This is a genomic window from Streptomyces lydicus, assembly GCF_000717345.1.
Lineage (GTDB): Bacteria > Actinomycetota > Actinomycetes > Streptomycetales > Streptomycetaceae > Streptomyces > Streptomyces lydicus.
In genome coordinates, this window is record NZ_JNZA01000017.1 from 83,569 (window position 1) to 99,875 (window position 16,307).

General features: G+C 68.9%; 13 protein-coding genes and 2 pseudogenes. 9 read left to right on the top strand and 6 right to left on the bottom strand.

What is annotated here, in order from left to right:
- Window positions 1–131: 131 nt before the first annotated feature.
- Complete coding sequence (locus OO62_RS18470; protein WP_206738514.1) at window positions 132–617, top strand: hypothetical protein; 486 nt, start codon at window positions 132–134, stop codon at window positions 615–617.
- 54 nt (window positions 618–671) lie between these two features.
- Here the strand turns inward: OO62_RS18470 and OO62_RS18475 are convergent, their stop codons facing one another.
- Window positions 672–1,601 carry an ADP-ribosylglycohydrolase family protein gene (locus tag OO62_RS18475; protein WP_033268551.1) on the bottom strand — a complete coding sequence of 310 codons (930 nt, stop codon included), beginning with the start codon at window positions 1,599–1,601 and terminating at the stop codon, window positions 672–674.
- 744 nt (window positions 1,602–2,345) lie between these two features.
- Here OO62_RS18475 and rph point away from each other — a divergent pair.
- Window positions 2,346–4,952, top strand: coding sequence for a rifamycin-inactivating phosphotransferase (gene rph / locus OO62_RS18480; RefSeq protein WP_033268624.1), 2,607 nt, complete (start codon window positions 2,346–2,348; stop codon window positions 4,950–4,952).
- Between the two features lie 299 nt (window positions 4,953–5,251).
- On the top strand, window positions 5,252–5,608 hold the full coding sequence (locus OO62_RS41750) for a plasmid stabilization protein (protein WP_398742343.1): 357 nt from the start codon (window positions 5,252–5,254) through the stop codon (window positions 5,606–5,608).
- Window positions 5,609–5,915: 307 nt separating this feature from the next.
- Here OO62_RS41750 and OO62_RS18485 read toward each other — a convergent pair.
- Window positions 5,916–6,209 (bottom strand): annotated as a pseudogene (locus OO62_RS18485) (inositol monophosphatase family protein); the annotation flags it as partial.
- Window positions 6,210–6,427: 218 nt separating this feature from the next.
- Between OO62_RS18485 and OO62_RS18490 the strand changes: the two are divergent.
- Complete coding sequence (locus tag OO62_RS18490) at window positions 6,428–7,327, top strand: oxidoreductase (protein WP_033268552.1); 900 nt, start codon at window positions 6,428–6,430, stop codon at window positions 7,325–7,327.
- Between the two features lie 333 nt (window positions 7,328–7,660).
- Here the strand turns inward: OO62_RS18490 and OO62_RS18495 are convergent, their stop codons facing one another.
- Together OO62_RS18495 and OO62_RS18500 are read right to left on the bottom strand one after the other, a co-directional pair.
- The gene (locus OO62_RS18495) at window positions 7,661–8,239 is read right to left on the bottom strand and encodes a DUF488 domain-containing protein (RefSeq protein WP_051733400.1); all 579 of its coding nucleotides are present in this window, start codon (window positions 8,237–8,239) and stop codon (window positions 7,661–7,663) included.
- A gap of 435 nt (window positions 8,240–8,674) precedes the next feature.
- Window positions 8,675–9,562 carry an SDR family oxidoreductase gene (locus tag OO62_RS18500; RefSeq protein ID WP_033268553.1) on the bottom strand — a complete coding sequence of 296 codons (888 nt, stop codon included), beginning with the start codon at window positions 9,560–9,562 and terminating at the stop codon, window positions 8,675–8,677.
- 745 nt (window positions 9,563–10,307) lie between these two features.
- Between OO62_RS18500 and OO62_RS18505 the strand changes: the two genes are divergently transcribed.
- Window positions 10,308–10,634: a plasmid stabilization protein gene (locus tag OO62_RS18505; protein WP_033268554.1), complete on the top strand. Its 327-nt coding sequence runs from the start codon at window positions 10,308–10,310 to the stop codon at window positions 10,632–10,634.
- Between the two features lie 317 nt (window positions 10,635–10,951).
- Here the strand turns inward: OO62_RS18505 and OO62_RS40705 are convergent, their stop codons facing one another.
- Window positions 10,952–11,122, bottom strand: a complete 171-nt coding sequence (locus OO62_RS40705) for a hypothetical protein (RefSeq protein ID WP_033268555.1) — start codon at window positions 11,120–11,122, stop codon at window positions 10,952–10,954.
- 258 nt (window positions 11,123–11,380) lie between these two features.
- On the opposite strand from OO62_RS40705, the pseudogene OO62_RS40710 reads away from it, so the two are divergent.
- From OO62_RS40710 to OO62_RS18530, 4 genes and pseudogenes are all read left to right on the top strand, one after another.
- A pseudogene (locus tag OO62_RS40710) lies at window positions 11,381–11,512 on the top strand (IS5/IS1182 family transposase); the annotation flags it as partial.
- Between the two features lie 123 nt (window positions 11,513–11,635).
- Entirely contained in the window at window positions 11,636–12,142 is a 507-nt protein-coding gene (locus tag OO62_RS18520; protein WP_033268556.1) for a DUF6624 domain-containing protein, read from the top strand.
- A 555-nt stretch (window positions 12,143–12,697) separates the two neighbouring features.
- Window positions 12,698–14,125, top strand: a complete 1,428-nt coding sequence (locus tag OO62_RS18525) for an Ig-like domain-containing protein (RefSeq protein ID WP_051733402.1) — start codon at window positions 12,698–12,700, stop codon at window positions 14,123–14,125.
- 445 nt (window positions 14,126–14,570) lie between these two features.
- On the top strand, window positions 14,571–15,263 hold the full coding sequence (locus tag OO62_RS18530) for a DUF4232 domain-containing protein (RefSeq protein WP_033268557.1): 693 nt from the start codon (window positions 14,571–14,573) through the stop codon (window positions 15,261–15,263).
- Window positions 15,264–15,399: 136 nt separating this feature from the next.
- On the opposite strand, the gene OO62_RS18535 is transcribed toward OO62_RS18530, so the two are convergent.
- On the bottom strand, window positions 15,400–16,215 hold the full coding sequence (locus OO62_RS18535) for an SDR family NAD(P)-dependent oxidoreductase (protein ID WP_033268558.1): 816 nt from the start codon (window positions 16,213–16,215) through the stop codon (window positions 15,400–15,402).
- Between the last annotated feature and the right edge of the window lie 92 nt (window positions 16,216–16,307).

Here is a 16,307-nt window from a genome sequence, read left to right on the forward strand (position 1 = left end):
GCCTCAAGAAGGCGGACCGCACGCTGCGCTCCCCACCCGTGGCCGAGCAGCGGGAGGTGCCCCTATGCCTTATGCCTTCGGTCAAAGGAAACGGAGCTGCGATAGGCCCGGGCGCTGGGCAACATGGCGGTGTGGCTGATCTGCTGTGGGATGACGTGAAGTGTTTCCTCGATCCGGACCTGATGGGATCGCTATCGGACGTGCGTGTTCCTGATGCCTCGGTGCACAACTGGCAGGACGTCCTCGATCTCGTCGTGGAGAGGGGCTGGAAGTGCCAGTACTCCGAAGGAGAGACGGTGCTTCCCCTGCCTTGCGCGGAGGCCGCGCTGTCCCGACCAGCGGATGCTGAGTGCCCGAACCTGCGTGTCTGGCTGACTGCTGATGTGCTGGCGATCTTCCGTTTCTCTTCGGACGAGGAGATCGATTTCGAGGTTGATCTGCGGGAGTTGCAGGGGCAGGAACGACTTGATGTGCTCTGTGGCTTCTTGCGGGAGATCGGGCGGCGGTTGGGCAAGCCGGTGCTGATGGATCCGGAGGGTGTCTGTGGCCATCCGGTGCTCGGCTTCGATGTCGAAGCTGATCGAGTTGTCCTCCTTGCGGAGCCGCTCGTCAGGTGACTACGGCTGAGGGCTGGAGTTCGTGGAGGCTGCCATCGCGGAGCAGGATCCGGTTCAGCCTTCGAGGCGGTGTGCAAGGTGGAGCAGATCTGCCAGGCGCAGCACGCGTCCGTCGAAGCCTGGGAGGGTGACATGGAGCGGCTGGGTCCAGTGAGCGGGGATTGCATCCAGCCCGTAGTACGCCCCAGCGAGTCCTCCGGTCACCGCGGCGACGGTGTCCGTGTCACCGCCGAGGTCGATCGCCGCGCGTATCGCGTCCTCGAAGCTGGTGGTGGTGCGTAGGGCCCAGACGGCGGAGCCCAGGCAGGGCCAGACGGCACCGTTGAACTCGGTCGCCTGAGCGGGGTGCCAGTCGGGCGCGAGGACTGCGGCGTAGCGGCCGCGGTGGTCGGGGTGGACGAGAGCCAGGATGTCCGGGAGTGCGGTGAGGGGGTCGATGTCCTCGAACGCGACGCGGATGAGTTCGTGGAAGATCGCGGTGCCTTCCCAGGCTGCGCGGTCGCCGTGAGTGAGGGCAGCGATGCGGCGGGCCGCGTCCATGGTGGCTGCTTGGCCGAAGGCAGCAAAGTGGACCGCGGAGGTCGAGGCCCGCATCAAGGAGCCGTTTCCCGCTGCTCGTTGGTCGACCTGGAAATGGGTCGTGGAGGCGAGGTCCCAGGGCATGCCGTTGGTCAGGACGTCTTCGGTCTGCAGGCCGATGTCTTTCGGTTCTGACGCTGCCCATCGCTGGAAGCGGGCGAAGATGTCCGGCAAATCCAGTCCGCCCCGCTCGAGCAGCGACTCCGCGACCAGGACGGCCATTTGCGTGTCGTCAGTGGCCTCGCCGGGGTCCCAGCCACCGTCTCCGCACATCTCGCCACCGGCACCAGGCGCGGGAAACCGCGCGGAGAAAGCTCCCGGGGGGCCAAACTCGAAAGGGCCGCCCAAGGCGTCACCCACCGCTGAGCCGACGACCGCGCCAGCGGCCCGCTGGATCCGCTTCATTCGCGCAGGTTATCTGTGCCGCGCCGACGGCCACGCGGCCCTATTTCCTTCTTCGGCTCCCCGAACCGTCGGCGGCGAACGCGTCTCGTCCACGGAGGTGCGCCGCTCGACCGGTCCGCCCAGCGGTAGCCGTCCCACTTGGCCTCGTACGCGACTCCGCGGGCCGGCAGCTCCTTGGCCGAAGCGGCCAGCAGACGTCCCGGCCCGTCGCAGGTGAGATGGATCCAGCTGGTCAACCCGCCTCGGGAGCGTCCGAGGGGGATCGAGCCCCCGTTTCGGGCCTGGGCCAACGACGCGTACCCGTACGCGACGCGCCACCGCTTCGCGAGATCTTGCCAGTCCCAGCGGACGGCAAAAGACAAAGGCAAGGAGAGCACTCTCCTTGCCACTCTCAAGTTATAGCGCGAGGGGGGGCTTGCGGCAAGACCCCGGTCACGGCGCACAATCGTCGGCCGATGCCACAACCTGGGGAAATGAGGGGCACGACGTGCGTGTGTTGTTGTCGACGTACGGGGGACGCGGTGACGTCGAACCGGTGGGGCCGGCAGTGCGGTTGCGGGCGCTCGGGGCGGAGGTGCGGGGATACGCGCCGCCCGAGAGGGCGGAGCGGCCGGCCGACTCGTCGAAGGAAAGGCAACCGGAGGTGAGGTCGTGCCGGACAAGAGGTTCGGCAGAGCGGGAGGCGCCGGTGAGGCGATCGGCGACCGCAGTGCGACGGAACACGGCTGCCTCGGAGGTATCCCGATGATCGAGCAGTACGTGTTGGATCTTCACGAGATTGACGAGACGCAGGTCGCGGTCGTTGGCGGCAAGGGCGCGCACCTGGGCGGGCTCTCGCGGATCGAAGGCATCCGCGTGCCGGCTGGCTTTTGCGTGACGACGGACGCCTTCCGGCGGATCATGGCGGAAGCGCCGTCGATCGACGATCGGCTCGATCAGCTGTCGCGCTCGGACCCGGACGACCGGGAGGCGATCCGCACGCTCAGCGCGCAGATTCGCCGGACCATCGAAGAAGTCGCCCTCCCGGGCGATGTCGCGGCGGCGATCACCCGCGCGCTCGCCGGGCTCGGCGAGCAAGCCGCGTACGCCGTCCGATCCAGCGCGACGGCAGAGGACCTGCCGACGGCCTCCTTCGCCGGCCAGCAGGACACGTACCTGAACGTCGTGGGGCCGACGGCGATCCTCCAGCACGTCAGCCGGTGCTGGGCCTCGCTGTTCACCGAGCGGGCCGTGACCTACCGCCAGCGGAACGGCATCGACCACCGGACGGTCCACATGGCCGTGGTCGTGCAGCAGATGGTCTTCCCGCATGCGGCCGGCATCCTGTTCACGGCGGACCCCGTCACGGGCAACCGGAAGGTCGCCACCGTGGACGCCGGCTTCGGCCTCGGTGAGGCACTGGTGTCCGGCCTGGTGAACCCGGACGTCTTCAAGGTGCGACACGGTGAAGTCGTCGCCAAGACGATCGCCGCCAAACAGCGTGCCGTACACGCACTGCCGGCCGGCGGTACGCAGGAAGTGGCGATCGACGCGCAGCGGCAGGAGCAACCGGCGCTGACGGATGGGCAGGCGGTCCAGCTCGTGCAGCTCGGGCGGCGGATCGAAGCGCACTTCGGCCGCCCGCAGGACATCGAATGGTGCCTGGTCGACGAGGGTTTCCAGATCGTGCAGAGCCGGCCGATCACGACGCTGTTCCCCATCCCCGAGACCGGCGACCAGGAGAATCACGTCTACGTCTCCGTCGGTCATCAGCAGATGATGACCGACCCCATGAAGCCCCTGGGGCTCTCCATGTGGCAGCTGACGGCCATGGTGCCGATGCACGAGGCCGGCGGGAGGCTGTTCGTCGACGTCACCCGGCGCCTGGCCTCGCCCGCGAGCCGCGCCGGCCTCCTGGATCTCGTGGGGAGAGGCGATCCGCTGGTCAGGGACGCTCTGGAGACCGTCCTCGACCACGACGATTTTGTCCCGTCGCTCCCGGACGCGGGTCCCGGCGGGCCGCCGGCCGGCGGAGCGGCCGCCCCGATCGAGACCGATCCGGCCCTCGTCACCGAGCTCATCGAGCGCAGCCAGGCGTCCGTCGCCGCCCTGGAGCGCGACATCCGGACGAAGACCGGACCGGCGCTGTTCGACTTCCTGCTGGAGGCATTCGAGGAGCACAAGCGGGTCCTCAGCGATCCGCTGAGCATACGGGCGATCATGGCTGGGATGGAGGCCACGTGGTGGCTCAACGACAAGCTGGGGGAGTGGCTGGGCGAGAAGAACGCGGCTGACACGCTCACCCTGTCCGCCCCCGACAACGTCACGTCGGAGATGGGACTGGCGCTGCTCGACGTCGCGGACGTGATCCGCCCGCATGCGGAGGTGGTGGAGTTCCTGCAGGGCGTCGAGTACGCCGAGGACGCAGCCTTCCTGGACGAGCTGGCGAAGCTCGCGGGCGGGACCGAAGCGCGCGACGCCATCGAGACCTACCTCGACCGGTACGGCATGCGCTGCGTCGGCGAGATCGACATCACGAGGCCGCGTTGGCGGGAGCGCCCCACCACGCTCGTGCCCGTGATCCTCGACAACGTCCGGAACTTCGAGCCGGGCGCCGCCGAGCGGCGCTTCGAGCAAGGGCGGCAGAAGGCGCAGAAGAAGGAACAGGACGTGCTGTCACGCTTGCGGGCCCTGCCGGACGGGGACCGGAAAGCCGACGAGACCAAGCGGATGATCGACCGGGTCAGAACCTTCATCGGGTACCGGGAGTACCCGAAGTACGGCATCGTCAGCCGCTACTTCGTCTACAAGCAGGCGTTGATGGAGGAGGCCGAGCGCCTCGTGCAGGCCGGCGTGCTTCCTGAGAAGGAGGACATCTTCTACCTCACGTTCCAGGAGCTCCACGACGTCGTGCGCTCGAACCAGGTGGACGACCAGATCGTCCAGCAGCGCAAGGACGCGTTCCGGTCGTACCAGGCGCTCACGCCGCCCCGGGTGCTCACATCGGATGGTGAGGCCGTCACCGGGGCGTACCGGCGCGACGACGTGCCGGCCGGCGCCCTGATCGGCCTACCGGTTTCCGCCGGGACCGTCGAGGGAAGGGCCCGGGTCATCCTCGACATGGCGGACGCCGATCTCGAAGCGGGCGACATCCTGGTCACGACCTTCACGGACCCCAGCTGGTCGCCGCTGTTCGTCGGAATCGCGGGCCTGGTGACGGAGGTGGGCGGCCTGATGACCCACGGCGCGGTGATCGCCCGGGAGTACGGCTTGCCGGCCGTCGTGGGCGTGGAGCAGGCCACCCGGCTGATCCGGGACGGGCAGCGGATCCGCCTGCACGGAACCGGCGGATACATCGAGATCCTGCCTTGATCGACCGCAATGGGAACATCGGGAACGTGTCGCCTCACAGCGCGGTGAGGTCAAGCACCGGCTTGCCTGTGGGCGCCCCGCCCTCGATCCTGCGGTGAGCTGACGACAACTCGCTCCAGCTCCAGAACTTCGACCTGGAGCCTCAGTTCTCCTTCGGCTGATGCCTTCACCGCCCGGTGCCTCCTGCCCTGTCTCGGCAGGAGGGCCGGCGGCGAAGGCGACCAGGCTGAAGCCCGGCCCGCACCCATCGCGTGCGCACGGACATTGACATCACCTCGTCATGAGCCGGGAAGAGCGCAATCTTCCTCTACCGCCGTGGGAAGGCCGTACGTTCGCCGCGGGGTAGGGCACCTGCGAGGCGCTGCCGGTCACGCTCGTCGAAGCCGGGGGCGTTGTCGAGGTACGCGGCGACACCGCGGTCGACGCCGGACGCTGGCTCGGGAACCCGTGTTCTGACGTGCCGGAGCCGGTCAAAGCAGGCCAGTAAGACCTCCACTCGGGACTCGAAGTCTGCCTCGCAGCGTGGCGGCGAGCGCTCTCACCAGGGCCCTGGGGGCCCGACCAAGGAACGGCTGTACGAAGAGGCCAAGAAGAAGAACATCCACGGCCGCTCCCAGATGAACAAGGACGAGCTGCGCAGGGCCCTCGGCCGCTGACCTGAGTACCAGCGGCCCAAGCTCGCCTCCCCGCTTCGCCGCAGGGCTCAAGCTCCGAGCCACCCGGCGGGATGCGTCGGGTGGCTCGGTGCCCATGCGTGGCAGGGGCGGGAAGGCGGGGTCCTTCACCGTTCCGGCTGTGGTGACTGAGCAGCGTGATCGCGGAGGCCGGGCCCGCACACTCAGGGATGTGCGTGAGCGGAGGAATGGCGGCCGTTCACCGCTGTCCCGGGCCGCCGCGCTTACCTACCCAAGCCTGGTGCGCCCGGCCAGACGGCTGACTCCGGAGGGCCCGTCGGGCGCAGTGCTAACTGCTGATCATCGTCATCAGCAGCCAGTGGGTTTCGCCGAAGGCGACCACGACAAGTCCACGTCCTGCCGCCGGCCCGATGGGAGCGCCGTCGATCCCGGTGACTACGCAGCCGGCTGCCTGGCACAGAGCGATGCCGGCTGCGAAATGCACGCTCCCGGACAGATCACCGCCGTCGGTCACGTACGCGGCGCGCTTGCCCGCGGCGACCCAGGCCAATGCCAGCGTCGTGGACACAACCCGGGGCCGGAACCGTTCGACGAACCTGGGCTGGATCAACATCACCACCGCCGTTCTTCTCGTCCGGCTGCGCTCGTGACCGGACTTCACGGGACGGAGGCATCACCACTAGCAACCTTGTGCGCCCTGGGGAGATTCCCGGTTTCACTGTGACATTCCTCCGCCCTCAAGCGCCTTCTCGTCACCGCTCTCACCTGGGCATACTCCACGCCTGTCCCACCTCAAATCCTCGAAGAGCGTGGGCTGTTGCGAAGGAGCTGAGGGAAGAGATGATGTCGGAGACAGTCTGTGCGGGGGCCGCAGGCACATGGCTGCTGGGGGACCTCCCGGTCAACCGGATCGGCTTCGGTGCCATGCGACTGACCGGCAGTGCCGCCTTCCACCAGGGCATTCCGCGCGACCGCAGCCAGGTGATCGGCGTTCTGCGCCGTGCGGTTGAACTCGGTGTCAATCACGTCGACACCGCGGCGTTCTACTTCTCCCGGCTGCGCTCCGCCAATGAGCTGATCAACTCGGCGTTGGCCCCGTACCCGGACGACCTGGTGATCGCCACCAAGGTCGGTCCCGCGCGGGACGCGTCCGGTGAGTGGGCGGCGCCGGCGCGGCCCGATCAGCTGCGCGGCCAAGTCGAGGAGAACTTGCGCCAGCTCGGCCGCGACCACCTCGACGTGGTCAACCTGCGCCTCATGGGCCAGGACTCGATCAGCGAGCACTTCGGAGCCCTCGCCGATCTGCGTAATGCCGGGCTCATCCGGCACCTCGGCATCTCCAACGCCCGCCCCGCCCACCTGGCCCAGGCCCGGACGATCGCCCCCGTGGTCTGCGTCCAAAACCGATACGGCATCGACGCACGCGCCGGCGAAGAGATGCTCCAGGCATGCGCCGCACACGACATCGCGTTCGTGCCCTTCTTCTCCATCGCGGGTGAGGGACGCGAGGCAGGCGCCGTCCGTGCCGAGCACGAGCAGATCCTCACCGTCGCCCGCGCGCATGGAGTGTCGCCGTCGCAGGTACGCCTCGCATGGACTCTGCGGCAGGGCAAGCACGTCCTGGCCATCCCAGGAACGGGCAACCCGGACCATCTCGTCGACAACCTGGCGGCGGGCGCACTTCAGCTGACAGAGGAAGAACTCGGACTCCTCGATTCGATCGACGGCACCGCACCCTGACGCCGACTACCGGCGGGCACGTTTGAGGAGGTGCAAGGACGGCTCTTGACCAGGGAGGCAGGCCCTGAGCTTGTCGTTTATCGTCAGCCGTCGAGCGAGCCTCGAACGTGATGCGCAGGGTTTCCAGTGCCGCAGGCGCATCTCTCGCTTCCAGAAGCGCTACGCCCTCATGGCCCTGCTGGCGCCCGTGGCAGCGGCTTCGATGACTTGATGCACGCTGCTTCCTCTCTCGCCGATCGCAGAGCACGGCCCGGGCACCCTCAGGTCGGCCGGTCCACCCACGGGCCTCCACCGAGCGATTCGAACAGCAGCTTCCCAGACACCTCGCCCGAGTCATGCGCCCTTGTCTCTTCCGAGGCGGCGTTGGCGAGGCTGATGGACAGCGGCGGCTGCGGTGTCGTCGTAGACGAGCAGGCCATCGGGACGCAGCCGCAGCCCCGGCGTCGGCGGGTGGGGCATGAGCCGCTTGTCGTGCATCAGGTGTTGGACGGCGACGTGCCTGGACACGGTGGCGAAGTCGGCGATCAGGCGCCGGTGACAGCGCCACCAGACCGCTTCACTGCACATCACTGTCGTGCGGGAATGAGCGGCTTCACCGAGCAGTCGGTCCATCGCTGCCACGAACGCGGGCTCACGCATATAGGCGGCATAGCCCCTGAACGAGGTGTTGCGCCAGACGACGTCCGGGGAGTCGGCCGGTGCCTTGCGAAAGCCCCCCAGGTCCGGCTCCCAGCGGTAGCTGATGCCGGCCTGCGGCAGCCAGTGGGCGAGGCTGCTGCGGAACAGGTGAGGGCTGCGACGGCTGCCGGGCCCGATCCGTACGTCGACCACAGACCGCACGTCCGCGCCCCGCAGCAGCTCGATCACCTGCTGTTGCTCCGCGGTGCTGTGACCGAAGGTGATCAGCTCCATCGGCCCCGGATCATCGCCGTGCTGCCTGGGCCCCACGTTCGGTCACCGCCCTGCCAGGACCATGGTTCCGCATGGCTCCAGACTGCTCCCGGACACCGGATCCCGCAGCCGCAGCGCCCTCGCACCGCAGCCGCAGTCTCAGGACGCCGGCTGTCAGCCCGCGTCGTGGACTGGGTGGGGCCCGTTGCCCGGGCCCCACCCACGCCCGCACCGAGAGCGACGCCCTCGCCATGGCAAGGGACGAGGCCCGGTGGATGCGGTGCAATCAGGCGGTTTCGGGCCCCAACAGCCGCCGGAGCGCCGGGTGATGATGCTCGGGGAAGTCACACTCGCCGACACCGCGCAAGGGCAAGCTCACCCGGCTGGGAGGTCTCCGGGACGCTGTCCCTCTCCCTGTCTTACGACGGACGCTGACCGAGGGGAGGCCCGCAGCCGTTACGGCAGCGGGGTGCCGCCCGTCGCGTTCACGATCTCCGCCGTGATGTAGCTCGACTGCGGAGAGGCGAGGAAGACATACGCCGGGGCCATTTCCGCGGGCTGTGCCGGGCGGCCCAGCGGCGATTGCTTCCCGAACTTGGCGGTGTCGGGGAGCGTCGCCGGGATGAGGGGCGTCCAGACCGGGCCGGGTGCGACCGCGTTGACGCGGATGCCGTCCGAGGCGAGCATCTGCGCGAGGCCCTGCGTGAAGGTGACGATGGCGCCCTTCGTCGTGGCGTAGTCGAGCAGGTGCGGGCTCGGCTTGTATGCCTGGACGGACGCGGAGTTGATGATGCAGCCGCCCTTGGGCATGTGGGGCAGCACCATCTTCGACAGCCAGAACATGCCGTACAGGTTCGTCCGCATCACCCTGTCGAACTGCTCGGTCGTGATGGCGCCGATGCCGTCCGGTTGGGACATCTGGTAGGCGGCATTGTTCACGAGGATGTCGATCCGCCCGAGTTCGGCGACCGCACGCTCCACCAGGGCACGGCACTGCTCCTCCTCACGGATGTCGCAGGAGACCGCCACCGCCTTGCGCCCCGCCTCCTCGACCAGCCTCGCCGTCTCCCGCGCTTCGCTCTCCTCGGACGCCAGGTGGGTGAACACCACATCCGCCCCCTCCCGCGCGTACGCGAGCGCCACCGCCCGTCCGATCCCGGAATCGCCGCCGGTCAGGAGCACCTTGCGGTCGGTCAGCAGACCATTGCCGCGGTAGCTCTCCTCTCCGTGGTCGGGCGGCGGGTCCATCGGCCCGGTCCACCCCGGATGCGGCTGGTCCTGCTGCGGAAATTCCGGCTGGGGGTGCTTGGTCACCGGGTCCTCCGGGCCGTGGTTCGCTGCCATGGAGACCTCCTGTTCGCATCGGCTCGGCGGGCATCGGGTGCCCTGTCGCCGCCCAATGAACCACCGGCCCGCCGGCCGGCCGGCACTCGACGCGACGAGGACGCCGAAGCTACGCAGGACAGAGCACAAGGCAGGCCGGAGCCCTACGCCTCGGGACGACGCTTGGGCCTCAGGTGCGAAGTCGTACGTGGCTGAGCGCGTTCGTCTTGCGGCGCTGGAGTCGGGGCGAGTTCGGACGTACGGCCAGGCCGCAGAGGAGTGCTCGATGCGCCGAGCGAGGGGGTGAGGGTGGCCCGCCCGCGTGTCCACCCTGCGGCTGTCGACGTGCGCTGCGACCTCCTCCTCGGCCCAGCACTCCAAGGCGAAGCCGCCGGACTCGGCCAGTGGCCGCAGCATCGGACGGACGGCCGCGGTGAGCCGCCACACGGTCTGACATGGGTGGTGCGGCTTCGGAGAAGGGCTCGTTATCGACGGCGTTGCTCGGGAACCCGTGGTCGCTCTGACCGACGCCGCCCGTACCCTGCCCGACCCACAGGTCGGCGACCTCCTCCAAGCCCTTTCCACCGACTGAACCTGACGCCTCGCACCACTCGGGCAAGCCACCTCGGCCGGTTGGCCCGAGTGGCTGGCCCGGGTGGCGCGGGCGCTCGTTCGGGCGTGGAGTAGAGAGCGCACCTGGCAGCCCGGACAAGGGTTCCCGGCCTTCAGGGGCGTCCAGTCATCAGCGGCCAAGTAGGAGCACATCGTGCCTGCGGGGTCGAGTAAGAAGCGTGAGCGGCAGTACGAGCAGATCAAGGACAACGCCCAGGAGCACGGCGTCTCCGAACGGCGCGCGAAGGAGATTGCCGCGCGAGCCGTCAACAAGGAACGCGCTCGCTCGGGCGAGTCGGAGCAGGCGAGCAAGCCCTCCACCCGGGACGCGAAGTCTGCCCCGCAGCGCGGCGGCGAGCGCTCCCACCGGGGGCCTGGGGGCCCGACCAAGGAACAGCTGTATCAAGAGGCCAAGAAGAAGAACATCGACGGCCGTTCTCAGATGAACAAGGATGAGCTGCGCAAGGCCGTCGGCCGCTGACCTGACTACCAGCGACCAAAGCCTGCTTTCCGCCTCGCCTCAAGGCTCTTGCTCCGAAATACGTGGTGGAGGTGCAGAGCCCTTCAGCGCCCAGATTCTGTAGCAGCTGCGAAAGTGACCCGGAGCGGACCCCGTCATGGAGGTGAGTTCCCTGCGGGAGCAGTGCGCACTCCGAGCCACAGTGGTCTCTGTCCCATATTGGGCTAATGATGCCTCTGGTGAGGAAAGCCTGGGGGCGGGGGAAAGGAAAACACGCGGGGCGGGTCGGACAACGTGGTGTTGTCCGACCCGCCGCGCGTGTTGTGCGGGCGTGATAGCTACCAGCGGTACCACCGACCACGCTTGCCGCCAGGCCCCGCGGAACGCAGGACGAAACCCAACAACCAGACGGCCAGGACAACGACCGCGACGATCCACAGCGCCTTCAGGGCGAATCCGGCTCCGAAAAGGAGCAGTGCGAGAAGAAGAACGAGAAGCAGGGGAACCATATCTATCAACCTCCGCCCATCATCTGCCCGGCCTCGCACCTCCCATACGGATAGCAACGATGTTTCTCTGAGGAAATGCGGGGCACGAAGAGGCCGTCTAATCAGGGAAGTCCCGGCGAGCCTTGGACGCCAGTGGGCCCCTGCCTGCGACACCGTTTCAATAGCTCGCGTTTCCTGAAGCATGGAAGTGCGGGAGGGAGACGTTGCAGCCATGCTCTGTCCGCCGCCGCCACGCCGAGGCGTGCCAGGGGGGCTTGGCAGAACGAAGTGGAGCGGACGAGGAGCGCCCGCACGCATTTCCGGGCCGTGGCCGCGAGATTCGACAAGCGTGCCTACGTCTTCCACGGCACCGTGACCGTCACGGCGATCCGGCTCTGGCGCCGGGCATAGATCCATTATCCGGGTTCAGGGAGGCGCCTGTCACCGTTCTCTGGAATGATCTTTACGCCTGATATGCGCCTTTAGGGTTGCGATCGACGAGCACAACGCATCGACGTATCAGAGGAGTTGAGAGTGGCGCAGGACGTTGCCGCGCTGGCGGTGGAACTCACGGACATGGCTGCGGCCGATCACCAGTCCGCAGTCCGCGCGAACAGCGATGATCCGGCCGAGCAGTTGGCGTGGCGGCGGCTGACCGCACGGCACGGCGACCGACTCGGCGAGATCATGGACGAGTACGGCTGGCCGACGGCAGAAGTGGTCGGCGAGGAGGCCGCACGCGCGGCGTGGCTGATCGCCCAGCATGCCGACCGGCAGCTCGACGTCCAGCGGCGCGCCCTCCAGTTGATGGAGCAGGCGGTGTCGGCAGGCTCGGCCGGCCCGCGCGAGCTGGCCTTTCTGCGCGACCGCACGCTGGTCAATGAGGGCCGCAAGCAGGTCTACGGCACCCAGATCGCCGGCGTGAAGGACGGGTCGCCGATTCCGTGGCCTTGTGAAGAGCCCGAGCGCATGGACGAACTCCGCGCGGAGGTCGGCATCGAGCCCTTCGACGAGTACGTCGCCAAGTTCGCGATGCCCTGACGGCCCGTCCCCAGTCGCGTCCGCGGATCACTACCCATGCTCACCTGCCGTGGGGCAATGATCCGCCGGACAGGCCCCGAGCAGAGAACCGCAACCAGGAATTTTCCTCAGCGCGGGTAACTCTCCCTGACCCACCGTCCATCGCCGAGGTTGTCGACGTTCAGGTAGCCGAAGAGTGGGGCGCCGAAGTGCAGCAGAAATCACATCTCGTCCGGATCCACGTGCGAGCCTGGGCGGGGGCACGGGGCGAGGATGTGGCTCCGCATACCCCATGCAACGCCTGCCGGTGGTACGGACACGCCGAAGCGCGCTCCGCCGTACGGGTTGTCTGGTGCGGCATCCGTAGCCCTGCGTCAGGCCCCTCGCTTCAATGAGTGGTACCGACGGTGGGTGCCCATCCCCTGGCGGGGGCCACAGCGGCTGTTTGCACGATGCAGTCCGTTGTGCTTCTTCAGGGCACCCCCGGCAGGAGAGCGCGATCGGCACAGCGATATCGGCTGTGGTGCGCAGCGGCCCCCACCTCCCACGCGGAGCCCACGAAAGGGGCCGTCCAAGATGGCGATCAACCTCACACTCTCCCCCTCCAGCCTCGCGGCAGGCGGGACCTTCACGGTCACTGCCACCGGTGCCGCGCCGGGCGAAGCTCTCACCTTCACCTACGACGCTGCGACGCCTCAGACGGTAGTCGCCGACGGCACAGGTAGTGCCACCGTGTCGTTCACTGCGACCACGACGGGACCGGTGGTCGTCGCAGGCCCCACCAGTGGGGCCGCCTCCGCGACGCTCACCGTCACGGCGGCTACCAACTGCGTTGTCACGGTGACGTCTTCGCCGGCCACCCCGACCGCCGGTCAGCCGGTCACCGTCACCGCGACCGTCACCTGCAACGGAGCCCCGGTCCCGGGCGCGACGGTCGTTTTCACCGCTGCCAACGGCAGCCTTGCGCTGGGGGTCGGTACCACCAATGCCTCCGGCCAGGCCAGCGTGACCACCAGCGCGTTGCCGGCCGGCAATAACGTCGTCGTCGCGTTGGTGGTCTCCGCCAGCACCACCTGTACCTGTGTCGGTGTCTCCGGCACTGCGACGGTGAACGTCGGCGCGGCGACCAACTGTGTTGTCACGGTGACGTCGTCGCCGGCCAATCCGACGGCCGGTCAGCCGGTCACGGTCACCGCGACCGTCACCTGCAACGGAGTCCCGGTCCCGGGCGCGGTGGTGGTCTTCGCCAGCTCCGGCGGTGCTCTTCAGCTGGGGGTCGGTACGACCAATGCCTCTGGCCAGGCCACCGTGACCAGCAGTCTGTTGCCGGCCGGCAGCAACGTCGTCACGGCCACCGTGGTCTCCGCCAGCACCACCTGTACCTGTGTCGGTGTCTCCGGCACTGCGACGGTGAACGTCGGCGCGGCGACCAACTGCGTCGTCACGGTGACGTCGTCGCCGGCCAAACCGACCGCCGGTCAGCCGGTCACCGTCACCGCGACAGTCACCTGCAACGGAGCCCCGGTCCCGGGCGCGGTGGTGCTCTTCACCACCACCAGCGGCGCACTGGGACTCGGCATCACCGGGGCCACCGGCCAAGCCAGCGTGACCACCACCGCACTGCCCGCCGGCAACAACGTCGTCACGGCCACGGTGCTCAGCGCCGGCACCACGTGTAACTGCACCGGCGCCTCCGGAACCGCGACGGTGACCGTCGGCGTGGGCGACCGCACGCTGACGGCTAAGCCGGCCTGCTATGCGCTGAACTCCCCCCCGGTGCCTTGGGCGTTCGCCCATGCCACGTTCAGCGTGAGCGGTGCGACTCCGGGCTCGACGGTGACCTTCTCCGTGATGGGAGCCACGGTGTGCACTGCCGTGGCCGACGCCAGCGGCAACGCCTCCTGCACGGCCAACCTCAGCATCACGCAGGCGCTGGCCGCCACCTACTCCGCGAGCAGCGGTGGGGTGACCGTCACCGGAACCCTGGGCCCCTGCCTCAACTGACGCCTCACCCCGGCTCCCGTAGGTCAGCGCCGGGAGCATGCCGGCGCTCACCGAACCGGCAAGAAGCCGACCGATGAGCGACCGGACACCACAGCCGTCCCCCGTAACGCAACTACGGGGGACGGCTGCTTGCCGTAAGGATAAGTGCGGGAGACACGACGAGGTTCCCGCGCGGCGGGCCATGGTCGGCCGGTCGCCTCAGCGGATACCGTCCCGCTGGCTACGACCGACAACGGCCTGATGCACACGCTGCAGAGCGACGGCAGGGCGCTGGGGCCTTGAAGAGCACCGGCGCCCGGCGGCCGGACCTCTCCCGTTTGCGCGGTTTGTTTGTGAGACGTAAGTGAGGCGTTTCCGGGACGTCAGTGGCCCCGGGAAAAGTGGTGTTCACACCGCGGGAACGGCCGAAGAAAACTCCCGCACGAAACACAGGGGGAACCCGATCATGCGTACTTCCCGGATTCGTACCGCCACCCTGGCCGCTGTCACCGCCGCGCTGGCGCTGGGCCTGACCGCCTGCGGCGGCGCCGACGGCGGCGCCAAGGCGGCGGGCGGTGACAACGCCGCCGGCACCGCGCAGAGCCGGTCCGCGTCCAATGGGGACGGCAAGGGCGGCGCGGAGCAGGGCAACAGCGGCGGTGGTACGAAGGAGGGTGCGCGCTCGACGACCACCCCGGGCGGGACGGGCGAGGTCGCGGGCAAGGGCACCACGGCCGGCGGCCAGCAGTGCCGCGGCGACGAGATGCTGCTCACCGCGGTGCACCGGTTCGCCGGGCAGCAGGGCGACCACCTGCTGGTCACCGCGTCGAACAAGGGCACCAAGCCGTGCTGGGTCACCTCGTACCCGGCCGTGAAGCTCGGCGACAACGGTGCCGCACTGCCGCACTCGAAGAAGGACAACCCGGGCGGCGCCAAGCACCTCACGCTCCAGCCCGGCGGCAAGGCGTACAGCGCGGTGAACCTCTTCGACTACGGTTCGAAGAACCACACGGCGCAGTCGTTCGCCCTCGCGCTGCGCGGCGCGAACGGTCAGAGCGGCCCCTCCTACTCCGTCGACCTCCAGGGCGAGAAGCCGCAGTTCAGCTGGAACGAGGCCGACGTGCTGAACTGGAGCGCCAAGAAGCCGTACGACTTCTGATGGCCCGTCGGTCAGTGAAGGGTGATCCCGGACGCGCCGCACGGCGCGTCCGGCACTCCGTTGGCACCCGGGAGGGGTTCGTCCGTCGTGGCCTGACGGGCCCGGCGCGGCCGGCACGGGCCCGTCCGGGAGTCCGCTACAGGTGCGGGGTGCGCGCCTCGATCCGGTAGTCGAAGGCGGCACCGCCGACGCCGACCGTGGTCCCCCCGCCGTCGACGGTGAGGACGGCCCCGTTGACGTAGGACGCGGCGGGCGACAGCAGCCAGTCGATCGCCTCGGCGACCTCCTGCGGATCACCCGGCCGCCCGGCGGGAGTCAACCGGTTCGCCTCCTCGTACGCCGCCTCGACACCGCCCGCCAGCCCCGCCTCCGCCGCGAACCGCGCCATCCGCTGGTCGGCCATCTCCGTACGCACCCAGCCCGGGCACACCGCGTTGGCCCGCAGCCCCTGCGGCCCGTAGTCGACGGCGAGGGAGCGGCAGAGGTGGAGCAAACCCGCCTTGGACGTCGCATAGGCCGCGTTGCCGGGGCTGTTGCGGAGCGCGCCGACCGAGGCGACCGCGACCACCGCGCCGCGGGCCGCCAGCAGATGCGGCAGCGCGGCACGCAGCAGCAGGAACGGGCCGGTGAGGTTGGTGCGTATCAGCGCTTCCCAGTCCTCGACCTCGGTGTCGCCGACCGCGCCGCCCCGCCCGATTCCGGCGTTGAGCACCACGCCGTCGAGTCTCCCGTAGGCCGTCACCGTCGTCTCGACGAGCTCGCGCACGGCCTCGGGGTCGGCGGCGTCGGAAGGGTGGGCCAGCGCTCCGGTCTCCTCGGCCACCCGGCGCAGTGGCTCGGTCCGCCGCCCGGAGATCACGACTTGGTGCCCGGCGGTGCGCAGCAGCCGGGCGGTGGCGGCCCCGATTCCCGTTCCCCCGCCCGTCACCAGGACAACACGCTGTTCCGACATGCTCGTTCGCCTCCGAAGGTGGTCAACTTCCGGTTCCCCGTACCGCGAGCATACGAAGCGCAGGCACCGCCGGGCCGACCGGGCACCGCTGG